Genomic DNA, 12,123 nt, shown 5'->3' on the forward strand with positions numbered 1-12,123 from the left:
TCCCGCCGGAGAAACGGCAGAACTCCGGTCGCCCCCGCGGCCGGAGTTTTTTCAGCTGCGTCTGCTAATCGTCGAAGCGGACGCCGCGCTTCGACTTGACGTCGCCGCGGCGCTTCTTGCCGTCGAGCCGGCGCTGCTTGGAGGCGAAGGTCGGCCGCGTCGCGCGCCGCGGCGTCGGCCGGATCATCGCCTCGGTCAGGATATCGACGAGCCGGTCGATGGCGTCCTGCCGGTTGCGTTCCTGGGTGCGGAAGCGCTGGGCGTGGATCACGATCACGCCGTCCTTGGTCATGCGCTGGCCCGCGATGCGGGCGAGCCGGATCGTCGCATCCTCCGGGATGGTCAGCTTGCTTGTGTCGAAGCGCAACTGGGCCGAGGTCGAGACCTTGTTGACGTTCTGCCCGCCCGGGCCGGAGGCGCGGACAAAAACAATCTCGATGTCGTCCTCGTCGATGACGAGATCGCGGGATATCCGCAGCATGATGGCACCACAATCAGTGTTCAGGGAGGAATCAGGCGGGCGCCAATCTAGCCGATCCCTTCGTCGTTTGCCCCCGGGGGCTGGCGGCGGCCAGCCCCTTAAACAGTCAGGTGCGAGCTGGCGGCGCCGGCCTTGACGGCCGACCCCACGAAGAGCCCCCGACCGCTCCGTCACCGCTCGACGCGTCAAATATACAAATGCCAGTTCGCCGCGTCGTAGGTGACGAACTGCGCGTTCGCCGCCACCTGGGTGCCGTCCATCACCCATGATGCGACGCCGTGGGTGTTACTGTTCTCGAACACGAGGTCGGATTTCCCGTCGCCGCTGACGTCGCGCACGGCGTCGAAGTGCCAGCCGGCAGCGGCGTTGACGGTCCCGATCTGCCCACCGTCGGTGACCTGGGTGCCGTTCATCTGCCAGGTCGCGACGCCGTGGGTGGTATCGTTGAGGAAGAGCAGGTCGGTCTTGCCGTCGCCGTTGAAGTCGCCGGTATCCTGGAAGTGCCAGCCGGCGGCCGCGTTGATGACGCCGATCTGGGGGGAGTCCGTGATCCGGTTGCCGTCCATCTGCCAGATCGCGACACCGTGGGTGGTGTCGTTGAGGAACAGGAGATCGGTCTTTCCGTCGCCGTTGAAATCGCCCGTCGAGGTGAAGTGCCAGCCGGCGGCGGCGTTGACGGTGCCGATCTGCCCACCGTCGGTGACCTGGGTGCCGTTCATCTGCCAGATTGCGACGCCGTGGGTTGCGGCGTTCGAGAACAGCAGATCGGTCTTGCCGTCGCCATTGAAATCGCCGGTGCCGGTATAGGCCCATCCGGCAGCCACGATGCCGATCTGCGGCGCCGCCGTCACCTGCGTGCCGTCGATCTGCCAGATCGCGACGCCGTGGGTCGTGGCGTTCTGAAACAGCAGGTCGGATTTGCCGTCGCCGTTGAAATCACCGGTGCCGGTGTAGCTCCATCCGCTCGCGGCGTTATAGGTCCCGATCTGCGGGCTGGCCAAGATCGTGTTGCCGTCCATCTGCCACTCGGCGATGCCATGGGTCGACGAATTGATGAACAGCATGTCGGCCTTGCCGTCGCCGTTGAAGTCGGCGTTGCCGATATAGTTCCAGCCGGCCGCGCCGTTGATGGTGCCGACTAGCAGATTGGCCGATAGCTGGGTGCCGTTCATCTGCCACTGATAGACGGTGTGGGCGGCGTTGTTGATCAGCAGCATGTCGCTTCGGGCGTCGCCGTTGAAATCGTTCACCGCCTTGTTCACCACGCCGACGAAATCGTCGCGGTCCAGAGTGGCCTTGGTGACGTTCTGGAGCGTTAGGGTCTCTCCGCTCGCAAAGCTGAGCACCGTGTCGGCGCCGACCTGGGCCGCCTGTCCCAAGGCATGTGCGAGGGTGGTATGAAATGCGGTCAGGTCGATCCGGTCGTCGGTGTGTGCGCCGGCGACGAAATCGGTGATGGTGTCGGAGCCGTCGCCAGGGTTGAACACGAAGAGGTCGTTGCCTGCGCCGCCGGTCAGTATGTCGTTGCCGACGCCTCCCGCCAGAACGTCGTTGCCGACCTCCCCCCGCAGATGATCGTCGCCACCGCCGCCGTAGATCACGTCGTTCAGTTCGGTGCCGAGAATCCACTCTCCCACACCGCTGCCCATAAAGGTGACGGTCTGGGTCGCAGCATTGTAGCTGTGGCTGATGTCGCTCGTGCCGTAATAGTATTGCGACGCGGCGACATCGACCGTCCCCAGCGAAACCGTCGTATCCGGACGATTATACGACATGACCGTGTAGCTGCTATTGTCGTGGGCGGGGTCAATCGTCGGCGAGCCTTCGAATGGATGCTTGAATCCGAGCGCGTGTCCGATTTCGTGAAGCGTGACTGAATATCCTCGATGACCGGGCGCCATGATTGCATCATTGCCCGCGTAGTAATTGGCGTTGAGGAAAACGTCGCCGCCGATATTGTTGTAGGCAGGAAAGTAGGTCGGAGTACCTCCGACGTTGATGAATTGGTACCCGGGATAGTAGCCGTATCCGCTGGCCTGTTGGCCGACCGAATTGAGCACTCCGGACATGTCGTACATGTTGAAGCGGATCTGACCGCCCACCGCCTCAGGGACTTCGATGAATGAGATTCCGCTGGCCGCCGCCCAAACGCCCAGCGCCTGGCGGATACCGTCTTTCTGGGCGTCGGAAAAAGCCGAAAAGCCCGGTCGCGCCGTCGTGTCGTAGGCTGCGGGAGCAGAGTTGAAGCTGAAGGTGACGACGACTGCGGTGCCGAGCGGTGCGTCGGTATTCCAGCGCGAGAATTGTTGCGTCCCCGTGATGGAGAGAACGTCGTTGTCGACGGCCATGGCGGCTCCTGCTTCTGGAGCCGGACACAATTTTCCCCGCGACAGGTATCAGCCTGTCGCAAGCGCTCCCCAACTCCCCGCGGGGACGATATTAAGCCTCATTTCCGGAGTCAATCGCGCCGCGCGCGGGATGTCATCGTACACCCTGCGTTGTGATGCGAGCTCGCGGGCGCAGGAGCAGCCCGCTTTGCCTCAGCTCAGTTCGACTTCGTCGCCGGTGCCGCGGCCGGCTGAGCAGCGGCCTGCGGGGCGCGGCCGACGACGACGGTCAAGAGGCCCTGACCCCAGAGCCGCTTGGCGGCCGCCTTGGCGTCATCCATGGTGACCGCATCGACGATGGCGTTGCGCTTCTCGATATAGTCGATCGGCAGCTTGTCCTGCTGATATTGCAGCAGCGCCTGCGCGAGCTTCGAGGAGGTGTCGAGCGCCAGCATCTGCGAGCCCTTCAGGTACGACTTGGCCTCGTCGAGCTCCTTCTGCGTCGGGCCCTCCTCGGCGATGCGGCGCACCTCCTTGTCGATGGCGTCGATGGTGTCGCCGGCACGGTCGGCGCGGGTGCCGGTGTTGCCGATGAAGATCGCCGAATGCTCCATCCACAGGAGCGATTCGTACACCGAATAGGCAAGGCCCCGCTTCTCGCGAACTTCGCGATAGAGCCGCGAGGACAATCCCCCGCCGCCGAGGATGTGGTTGACGACATAGGCCGCCATGAAGCTCGGATCGCTGCGCTTCACGCCGGGGCCACCGAAGGTGATCACGGTCTGCGGCACGTCGAGCGGCACGAAAGCGCGCTGCGGCGGTTTTGCGGCCTCGATGTCGGCGACCGGCGTCAGATCGGCCTTGGCGGGCAGGCTGCCAAAGGTATGATCGAGCAGCTTGCCGAGGGTGGCCGGATCGACGTCGCCGACGACTGCGACCTTCAAAGTGTCCTTGGCGAGCACGCGGCCGACATAATCCTTCATGTCGGCGACCGTGACGGTCGGCACGCTGTCGAGTGTGCCGTTGGTTTGGCGGCCGTAGGGATGATCGCCGAACGTGACTTCGAGGAATTTGCGGCTTGCCAGCGAGGTCGGGTTGGTGGTTTCGCGGCGCAGGCCGGAGAGAACCTGCGAGCGGATGCGTTCGACGTCCGCAGTGTCGAAATGCGGCGAGGTCAGCGCGCTTCGCAGCAGGTCGAAGGCCTCGTCCTTGTTGTCGCGCAGCATGCGCAGGCTACCGCGGAAGGTGTCGCGGGTGGCGCTGAAGGAGAGCTCGATGGCGCGGCGGTCGAGCCGCTCGTGGAAGGTCTTGGAGTCGAGATCGCCGGAGCCCTCGTCGAGGAGGTCGCCGACGAGGTTGGCGACGCCGGACTTGTCCTTGGGATCCTGCGCCGAGCCGCCGGCAAAGGAATATTCCATGGCGATCAACGGCACGGTCGCGTCCTGCACGAACCAGGCCTCAATACCGCCGGGCGAGATCAAGCGCTGGATTTTTGCGGCGGCTTGCGACGGCGAGACGGTCGCGAGCGCAAGCGCCGCGCCGGTGGCAAGCGAGAAGGCGACGCGTCGAAGGAAGGGATAGGTCACGAACGCTTCTCCTCGCGCTTGGCGGCACTGGTGTCCTTGATCAGATAGCCCGTCACCGAACGCTTCTTCTCGAGCCATTTCTGCGCAACGGCGCGAACCTGCTCGGCGGTGACGGCACGAATGCGGTCCGGCCAGCTCCTGATGTCCTCGACCGACAGGCCCGTCGTCAGTGCGCCGCCATACCAGCGCGCCAGCACGGCCTGATTGTCCTGGGCGTAGATCGCCTCCGCAATGAGCTGGGTCTTGACCCGCTCGAGGTCCTCGGCGCGGATCGGGTTCTGCGCGATGTCGGCGATGACGCCGTCAATCACCTGCTCGACCTCGGCAAAGCTGACGCCGGGCTTCGGCGAGGCCGCCACCGCGAACTGGGTCGGATCGAGCGAGGTGCTGGAATAGCTGGCGCTGGCGGAGACCGCCAGCGGCTTGTCGACGACGAGGGCGCGGTAGAGATAGGAATTGCTGCCGCTGCCCATCAGTTGCGCCAGCACGTCGAGGGCCGCGCTCTCGCCGGCCGCGGCCGTCGTTGCGGAGGGCACGAGATAATAGCGGCGCAGGCTCGGCTGCTCGACCCGCGGGTCGGCCAGCGTGACGGTGCGCGGTGCCGCCGGCTCAGGCTCCTGCGGACGAACGCGCTGTGCCGGGATTGCGGACTGGGCCGGGATCGAGCCGAAATTGCGCTCCACCAGCGGGCGCACGTCGGCAGCTTCGACGTCGCCCGCGATGACCAGGATCGCATTGTTCGGCGCGTAGAAGCGGCGGTAGAAGGCGAGCGCATCCTCGCGATCGAGCTTCTCGATCTCCTGATGCCAACCGATCACCGGTCGGCCATAGGGATGGTTGAGATAGAGCGCGGCCATGATCTGCTCGTTGAGCCGCGCATCGGGATTGTTGGCGACGCGCATGTTGTACTCTTCGAGCACGACATCGCGCTCGGGCAGCACATTCTCGTCCTTGAGGATGAGGCCGGTCATGCGGTCGGCCTCGAACTCCATCATGGTCGGCAACTGCTCTTTCGGCACCCGCTGGTAGTAGTTGGTGTAGTCGACCGAGGTCGAGGCGTTCTCGTTGCCGCCGACACGGAGCACGGTCTGGGAGAATTCGCCGACCGGATGCTTCGACGTGCCCTTGAACATCAGGTGCTCGAGGAAATGCGCGAGCCCGGATTTGCCCGGCGTCTCGTCGGCCGAGCCGACCTTGTACCAGATCATCTCGGTGACAACAGGCGTGCGGTGATCCGGGATCACCACGACCTGGAGGCCGTTGGGAAGCGTGAAGCTGGCAGGCGGGGCCGATGTCACCGTGGTCTGGGCGAGGGCGGCGCCGGCCGTCAGGACACTGGTCGAAAGCAGCGCGGCAAGGAGGCAGGCAACCGGTCGGTTTGCAGACATCATGATCCCTGGTGAAAGGCCGAGGTCCGGATGTCCGGCTCGGAGGCACGGCATGCTACACCGTGCGGCTGAGGCTTCGCGTCACGAAGCAGAGAACTCAACGCTTAGGCAAGTTACTGATAAGCAATTTACGGACCGCGTCCGGCGTGCATCAGCCGCCGGCGCCGAGTTCGCTTCTGTCCGGATGTCGCTGCGCGCGAGGGGCGCTATTGTTCCTTGTCCTTGCCGGACATGATGTCGAAATAGGTCTTTTTCGTATTGTCCTTACCGGCGCCATAGGCGTAGTTCGAGGACGGCGTCTGGTATCCCGGCGGAGGCTCGACCAGCGACTGGCGCGGGGGCTCCGACGTGAACTTCGTCTCCTCGGAGCCGCTGCCACCCTTTAGCATGCCCCACAGACCGCCGGTGAAACCGAGCTGGGCGGGGCTAAGCGACGGGTTGGAGTTGGTGCCCGGCTGAATCGGATCATTGCTCGTGCGCTCGGGTGCGGCCGTCTGGCCGGCCTTCATCTCGGCGGGCGTCAGCGGTTGGGCTGCCTGCCAATTCTCAGTCGCCTTGGTGGCCTTCTTCCGTGCGGCGATGGCTTCCTTGCGGCGCTTCTCCTCGGGGTCCTTGGGCCAGTTCGGCGCGGCCTTGGCCTGGGACGCGGGAGGCGGCAGGTCGAGTTTGGGCGGCACCACCAGCGGCGAGCGCTCGCGGTATTCGATGCCGGGCTTTTCCATGCTCTTGGCGCCGATGCCGGACATCAGATTGTCGATGATCTTCTCTTCGAAGGTCATCCCGTCGTCATCATCGTCGTCGTCACCGGCGCGCGCCGCGCCTGCTGACATCACGAGACCGATGCCGAGCGCGACAGCGGACAATTTCAACGCCCGCCAGAACCCGGATTGGGGATCTCGAACCATCGAACCGCTGGTCTCGGAGCTGCGCATCACTGTACCTGTTCCATATTGTGACAGATCGCCGCTCGCACGCGGCCAGTCCTCGCAAAAAAGCAAGGTTCCGCCTCCCCGCCCGTATCGGCCGGGATCAGGGCGCTTTTGCGGCGGGTACCCCCAGGAAGGAATCATACAATAGCGCCGCCACCCCAGCAACGATGGCCACATCCGCGAGGTTGAAAACATACCAATTATAGGTATTTCCGCCTATCTCGATGTGGAACAGGGCGAAATCGACCACCGCGCCGTAGGCGAAGCGGTCAATGCCGTTGCCGATCGCGCCGCCGATGATCAGCCCGAGCGCGATGGTCGCCAGCAGCGTGTGCGACCTGGCCATCCAGATCGCCAGTGCGACCACGGCGATGACCTTCACGGCCATCAGCGCGATCTGCGCCGCCTGGCTGTCGTTCTGGAGCCAGCCGAAGCTGATGCCGATGTTCCAGGCCAGCACCAGGTCGAAGAACGGCATCACCTGCACCGCGCCGCGGCGGGCGAGGTCGAACACGTTCAGCAGCCAGAGCTTTGAAGCCTGGTCGGCCACGAGCGTGGCCATGGCCGCGAGGATGCCGGCGCGGAGCGGGGTCATGGCCGGGATCAGACGCTCACGCCCAACGCCTTCCATTCGCGCAGCGCCTTGGCATCGCGCGGGGTGACGTCGGGATATTCAGCGTCTTCGCCCACCATCGGCGAGATCTTCCAGGAGCGGGCGCATTTGGTGCCGATCGCCTTCTCGACGATCACCGCGACACCAGGCACCGCATCGAGACGGAATGCATTGGCCGGCGCCTCGCCTTCGCGCACCTCGTAGTTCGAGGTGATGCAGACCTCGGCAAGATCAGTGTCGAACAGCGTCGCCAGCATGTCGCGGTCGGCGAGATAGATCACCGGAGAGGCCTCGAGCGACGAGCCGATGTTCTTGGCGGCGCGTTCGAGCTCCAGCGCACCGGTGACGACGCGGCGGACGTTGCGGATCGTCTCCCACTTCGCGGCGAGTTTGTCGTCGCGAAGCTTTTCGAGGTTTTCGGGGAATAGCGTCAGGTGCACCGACGGTTCGGCGTCCGGCCTGTACATCCGCCAGGATTCCTCCGCGGTGAAGCTCAGGATCGGCGCCAGCCATTTCAGGACCGAGGCGCACAAGAGGTCGATCGTCGTCAACGCCGCCTTGCGTGTCAGCGAGGACGGCGGATCGCAATAGAGCGTATCCTTGCGGATGTCGAAATAGAACGCGGAGAGCTCGCTGTTCAGGAAGGCGGACAGGGTCGCGACCACGGTCTTGTAGTCGAACTCCTGATAGGCCTTGCGGACCACGTCCGCACGCACCGCAAGCTCGTGCAGCATCAGCCGCTCGAGCTCGGGCATCTCGGCAGGCGCGACCGCATCGGCCGGCTTGAAGTGATGCAGCGTTCCAAGCATCCAGCGCACGGTGTTGCGCAGCTTGCGATAGGTCTCGATGGTGTTCTTCAGGATCTCCGGGCCGATGCGCTGGTCGTCGGCATAGTCGGTAGCGCAGACCCACAGGCGCAGGATGTCCGCGCCAGAATCCTTGATCACCTTCTGCGGCTCGACGGTGTTGCCGATCGACTTCGACATCTTGCGGCCGTTCTCGTCGAGCGTGAAGCCGTGGGTGAGCACGATGTCGTAGGGCGCGCGGCCCCGCGTGCCTGCGCTTTCCAGCAGCGAGGAATGAAACCAGCCGCGATGCTGGTCGCTGCCTTCGAGGTACATCACGGTGTCGCTGCCGCCGTCGATCTTGCGGACGATGTTGCCGAGCTGCGGGAAGTTCTGGCGATCCTCGAGCACGAAGGCGTGCGTGGAGCCGGAATCGAACCAGACGTCGCAGATGTCGTCGACCTTTTTCCAGTCTTCGCTCGCGCGGGAGCCGAGGAAGCGCTCGCGGGCGCCGTCCATGTACCAGGCGTCGGCGCCTTCCTCCATGAAGGCTTCGCTGATGCGCTGGTTGACGATCTCGTCCTGCAGGATCTCGGCCGAGCCGTCGCTCTTCTCGCGCACGAACACAGCGATCGGCACGCCCCATGCGCGCTGGCGCGAGATCACCCAGTCAGGGCGATTGGCGATCATGCCGTTGATGCGGTTCTCGCCTGACGGCGGCACCCATTGCGTCACCGAGATCGCATGCAGCGCGCGGGCGCGCAGCGTGTCGCCCTTCTTCGCATGGCCATCCTCGCTGATGTCCTTGTCCATCGCGATGAACCATTGCGGCGTGTTGCGGAAGATTACCGGCTTCTTCGAGCGCCAGGAATGCGGATATTGGTGCTTGAGGCGGCCGCGCGCCAGCAGCTTGCCGCCCTCGATCAGCGCCTTGATCACGGCCTCGTTGGCATCGCCCTTCTCGCCCTTGTCGTTGAGCACGCGCTTGCCGGTGAAGCCGGGGGCCTGTGCGGTGTAGGCACCGTTCTCGTCGACAGTGTAGGGGATCGCGGTCGAGATGCCGCGTTCATCGAGCTCGCGGGTATTGGCCATCCAGACGTCAAAATCCTCGCGGCCGTGGCTCGGCGCGGTGTGCACGAAGCCGGTGCCGGTATCGTCGGTGACGTGATCGCCGGCGAGCAGCGGCACGATGAACTCGTAGCCGCCGTCGAAGCCGCGCAAGGGATGAGCGCACTCGACGGCGTCCAGCGTGTCGCCTGGAATGTCGCGCACCTTCTTATAGGACGTGACGCGCGCCTGCTTGAACACCTCTGCGGCGAGCGCATCGGCCAGGATCAGGAGATCGCCGTTTTTGGCCCAATTGTCCGCGGGCGCGTCCGTCACCTCAAAGAGGCCATAGGCGATCTTCGGCGAGAACGAGATGGCGCGGTTGCCGGGCAGCGTCCACGGCGTGGTGGTCCAGATCACCACGCTCGCGGAAGCCAGCGCGCCATGCGCGGGCGAGGTGACCGGGAATTTCACCCAGACCATGTCGGAGGTGAAGTCCTCGTACTCGACCTCGGCTTCCGCAAGCGCGGTCTTCTCGACCACGCTCCACATCACCGGCTTGGAGCCGCGATAGAGCGTGCCGTTGGCCGCGAACTTCATCAGCTCGCGCGCGATCTGCGCTTCGGCCGGATAGCTCATCGTCTGATAGGGATGATCCCAGTCACCGACGATGCCGAGCCGCTTGAACTCTTCGCGCTGCACATTGATCCAGTGCGTCGCATAGGCGCGGCACTCCTTTCGGAACGCCACCATCGCGGTGGAGTCGCGGAAGTCGGGCTTCTGCTTGCCCTTCTTGCGGTAGTTCTCCTCCTCGATCTTCCATTCGATCGGCAGGCCGTGGCAGTCCCAGCCAGGTACGTAATTGGAGTCGAAGCCCAGCATCTGCTGGCTCTTGGTCACGACGTCCTTGAGGATCTTGTTCAGCGCGTGCCCGATATGGATGTTGCCGTTGGCGTAGGGCGGGCCGTCATGCAGCACGAATTTGGGGCGGCCCTCGGCTTCCTGGCGCAGTCTGTCGTAGAGGCCGATGTCGTTCCAGTATTTCAGGATTTCCGGCTCGCGCTGCGGCAGGCCGGCGCGCATCGGGAAATCCGTCTGCGGCAAATAAAGGGTCTTCGAATAGTCGTTGGAATCGGACTTTTGCGGCTTTTCGGACATGGGGCTGACTGGCTCGGAATGGCGCGGAAACGGATGGCGATGCGGAATCGCGGGGTGAAACGACCAAATCCCGGTCTTGCGCCGAGCCTTCGGGCTCAGGCGGAAGCCGGGCCGCTAATCCCTATGATGCGCCGCGCAAACATGGGCTCTCCATAGCAGGGGGCTAAGGGAAGCGCAAAGGTCGGGCGGGTCGGTTTCGGGCCTCAATCGATCACGCCGAGCCGCGGAAACGCGTCCGGAGCGGCGGCCAGCATGGCGCGGGCGCGGGCGGAATCGTCGTCCATCTGGCGGATCAGGGCCTCCAGACTGTCGAATTTCAGCTCCTCGCGGATGAAGCCGATGAAGGCGCAGTCGAGCGCCTCGCCGTAGAGGTCGCCCTTGAAGTCGAACAGGAAGATTTCCAGCAGCGGTGCGCCATTATCAAAGGTCGGGCGCCGGCCGAAGCTTGCCACCCCGTCGAGGCGCTCAGGCCCGCGGCCGACCCGCACGGCGTAGATGCCGTGCTTCAGTCCGCAATTGGCGTCGAGGCGGATGTTGGCGGTGGGATAGCCGAGGTCGCGGCCGCGCTTCTCGCCGTGAATGACCTCACCGGTGATGAACCATGGCGCGCCCAGCATGGCGGTGGCCTCGTCGAGCTGCCCCTCGGCGAGCGCGATCCGGATGGCGCTCGAGGAGACCGGGCGCTCGTCGATGTCGATATGCGGCTGCACGTCGACCTCGATGCCCAGCCGGGGGGCCTCGTTGACCAGCAGGCTCGGCGAGCCGACGCGACCTTTGCCGAAATGGAAGTCGTAGCCGACGGCGATGCCGCTGACGCCGAGGCGCCCGATCAGGTCATGGTGAATGAAATCCTGCGCGGTGGTCCCGGCTCGCGCTTTGTCAAAAGTCATGACCACGGCACCGGCGAGCCCGGTGCCGGCCAGGAGCCGCAGCTTGGCCGGCTCGTCCGTCAGGCGGAATTGGGGGGTGTTGGGGCTGAAAAACCGCCGCGGATGCGGCTCGAAGGTCAACGCCAGCGCAGGGCGGCCATGCGTCCGGCCCATTTCCAGGGCGGCTGCGATCACCGCGCGATGGCCGAGATGAACACCGTCGAAATTGCCCATGGCGACCACGGCGCCCCTCAAAATCGCGGAATCCGGCGTGGAGTCGCGGATAACGGTAAAATGCGGGGCCATCAGGGGAATTCTCGAAGCGGCAGGACCTCTCGGACCGTGGCTTGACCGGCCGGACGAAGTCAAGCGGCAGGGCGGCGGCCGCATTGAACATGATTTCAATCCTTGAGGGGCCCCCGCAGTTAACGCGCTGTTTAACGCCTTGGTGCTAGTTCTTGAAACGTGGAACTGCGGGGCGAGAGCCGGGCGGGTCCGATCGTAATATTTCCTGGTATGCGTTGGGGGAGTCGAGATGGCGGTTGATTTGTCGATGTCGGTCCTGGTGGTTGATGACTACAGCACCATGATCCGTATCATCAGGAACCTCCTGAAGCAGCTTGGCTTCGAGAATATCGATGATGCCAGCGACGGTTCGGCGGCGCTGAACAAGATGCGCGGCAAGAAGTACGGGCTCGTGATTTCCGACTGGAACATGGAGCCGATGACGGGTTACGACCTGCTGCGCGAAGTGCGCGCGGATCCGAACTTGGCCACCACGCCCTTCATCATGATCACTGCGGAATCGAAGACCGAGAACGTGATCGCGGCCAAGAAGGCCGGCGTGAACAACTACATCGTCAAGCCGTTCAACGCGGCGACGCTGAAGACCAAGATCGAGGCGGTCTTCCCGGACATGGCGAGCGCGTAAGCGCGGCCT

The 12,123-nt window shown here is 64.4% G+C and carries 9 protein-coding genes; 1 reads left to right on the top strand and 8 read right to left on the bottom strand.

Annotation, left to right across the window (positions count from 1 at the left end; all coding sequences use genetic code 11):
* Positions 1-64 precede the first annotated feature (64 nt).
* From arfB to B5V03_RS02515, 8 genes are all read right to left on the bottom strand, one after another.
* Complete coding sequence (gene arfB, locus B5V03_RS02480; RefSeq protein ID WP_129267705.1) at positions 65-481, bottom strand: alternative ribosome rescue aminoacyl-tRNA hydrolase ArfB; 417 nt, start codon at positions 479-481, stop codon at positions 65-67.
* Between the two features lie 185 nt (positions 482-666).
* Complete coding sequence (locus B5V03_RS02485; protein WP_129267706.1) at positions 667-2,829, bottom strand: FG-GAP-like repeat-containing protein; 2,163 nt, start codon at positions 2,827-2,829, stop codon at positions 667-669.
* A 197-nt stretch (positions 2,830-3,026) separates the two neighbouring features.
* Positions 3,027-4,394 (bottom strand): M16 family metallopeptidase, encoded by a 1,368-nt coding sequence (locus B5V03_RS02490; RefSeq protein ID WP_164987739.1) that lies wholly within the window; start codon positions 4,392-4,394, stop codon positions 3,027-3,029.
* A complete protein-coding gene (locus B5V03_RS02495; RefSeq protein WP_129267872.1) occupies positions 4,391-5,782 on the bottom strand; it encodes a M16 family metallopeptidase in 1,392 nt (463 codons plus the stop codon). The genes B5V03_RS02490 and B5V03_RS02495 overlap by 4 nt, the downstream gene beginning before the upstream one ends.
* A gap of 206 nt (positions 5,783-5,988) precedes the next feature.
* The gene (locus tag B5V03_RS02500; RefSeq protein WP_164987758.1) at positions 5,989-6,714 is read right to left on the bottom strand and encodes a hypothetical protein; all 726 of its coding nucleotides are present in this window, start codon (positions 6,712-6,714) and stop codon (positions 5,989-5,991) included.
* 97 nt (positions 6,715-6,811) lie between these two features.
* Positions 6,812-7,306, bottom strand: a complete 495-nt coding sequence (gene lspA / locus B5V03_RS02505) for a signal peptidase II (RefSeq protein WP_129267709.1) — start codon at positions 7,304-7,306, stop codon at positions 6,812-6,814.
* Positions 7,307-7,314: 8 nt separating this feature from the next.
* Positions 7,315-10,314, bottom strand: a complete 3,000-nt coding sequence (gene ileS, locus B5V03_RS02510; protein WP_129267710.1) for an isoleucine--tRNA ligase — start codon at positions 10,312-10,314, stop codon at positions 7,315-7,317.
* Between the two features lie 203 nt (positions 10,315-10,517).
* A complete protein-coding gene (locus B5V03_RS02515; protein ID WP_129267711.1) occupies positions 10,518-11,489 on the bottom strand; it encodes a bifunctional riboflavin kinase/FAD synthetase in 972 nt (323 codons plus the stop codon).
* Between the two features lie 229 nt (positions 11,490-11,718).
* Between B5V03_RS02515 and B5V03_RS02520 the strand changes: the two genes are divergently transcribed.
* A complete protein-coding gene (locus tag B5V03_RS02520; protein ID WP_007596883.1) occupies positions 11,719-12,114 on the top strand; it encodes a response regulator in 396 nt (131 codons plus the stop codon).
* Positions 12,115-12,123 lie beyond the last annotated feature (9 nt).

Origin of the sequence: Bradyrhizobium betae, from assembly GCF_004123905.1 — a bacterium.
In the GTDB taxonomy this organism is placed as follows: Bacteria; Pseudomonadota; Alphaproteobacteria; order Rhizobiales; family Xanthobacteraceae; genus Bradyrhizobium; species Bradyrhizobium betae_A.

What these genes read in the sequence shown, in the direction of transcription:
- arfB (WP_129267705.1), bottom strand. Translation starts at nt 481, where the DNA reads ATGCTGCGGATATCCCGCGATCTCGTCATCGACGAGGACGACATCGAG.
- B5V03_RS02485 (WP_129267706.1), bottom strand. Translation starts at nt 2,829, where the DNA reads ATGGCCGTCGACAACGACGTTCTCTCCATCACGGGGACGCAACAATTC.
- B5V03_RS02495 (WP_129267872.1), bottom strand. Translation starts at nt 5,782, where the DNA reads ATGTCTGCAAACCGACCGGTTGCCTGCCTCCTTGCCGCGCTGCTTTCG.
- B5V03_RS02500 (WP_164987758.1), bottom strand. Translation starts at nt 6,714, where the DNA reads ATGCGCAGCTCCGAGACCAGCGGTTCGATGGTTCGAGATCCCCAATCC.
- lspA (WP_129267709.1), bottom strand. Translation starts at nt 7,306, where the DNA reads ATGACCCCGCTCCGCGCCGGCATCCTCGCGGCCATGGCCACGCTCGTG.
- ileS (WP_129267710.1), bottom strand. Translation starts at nt 10,314, where the DNA reads ATGTCCGAAAAGCCGCAAAAGTCCGATTCCAACGACTATTCGAAGACC.
- B5V03_RS02515 (WP_129267711.1), bottom strand. Translation starts at nt 11,489, where the DNA reads ATGGCCCCGCATTTTACCGTTATCCGCGACTCCACGCCGGATTCCGCG.
- B5V03_RS02520 (WP_007596883.1), top strand. Translation starts at nt 11,719, where the DNA reads ATGGCGGTTGATTTGTCGATGTCGGTCCTGGTGGTTGATGACTACAGC.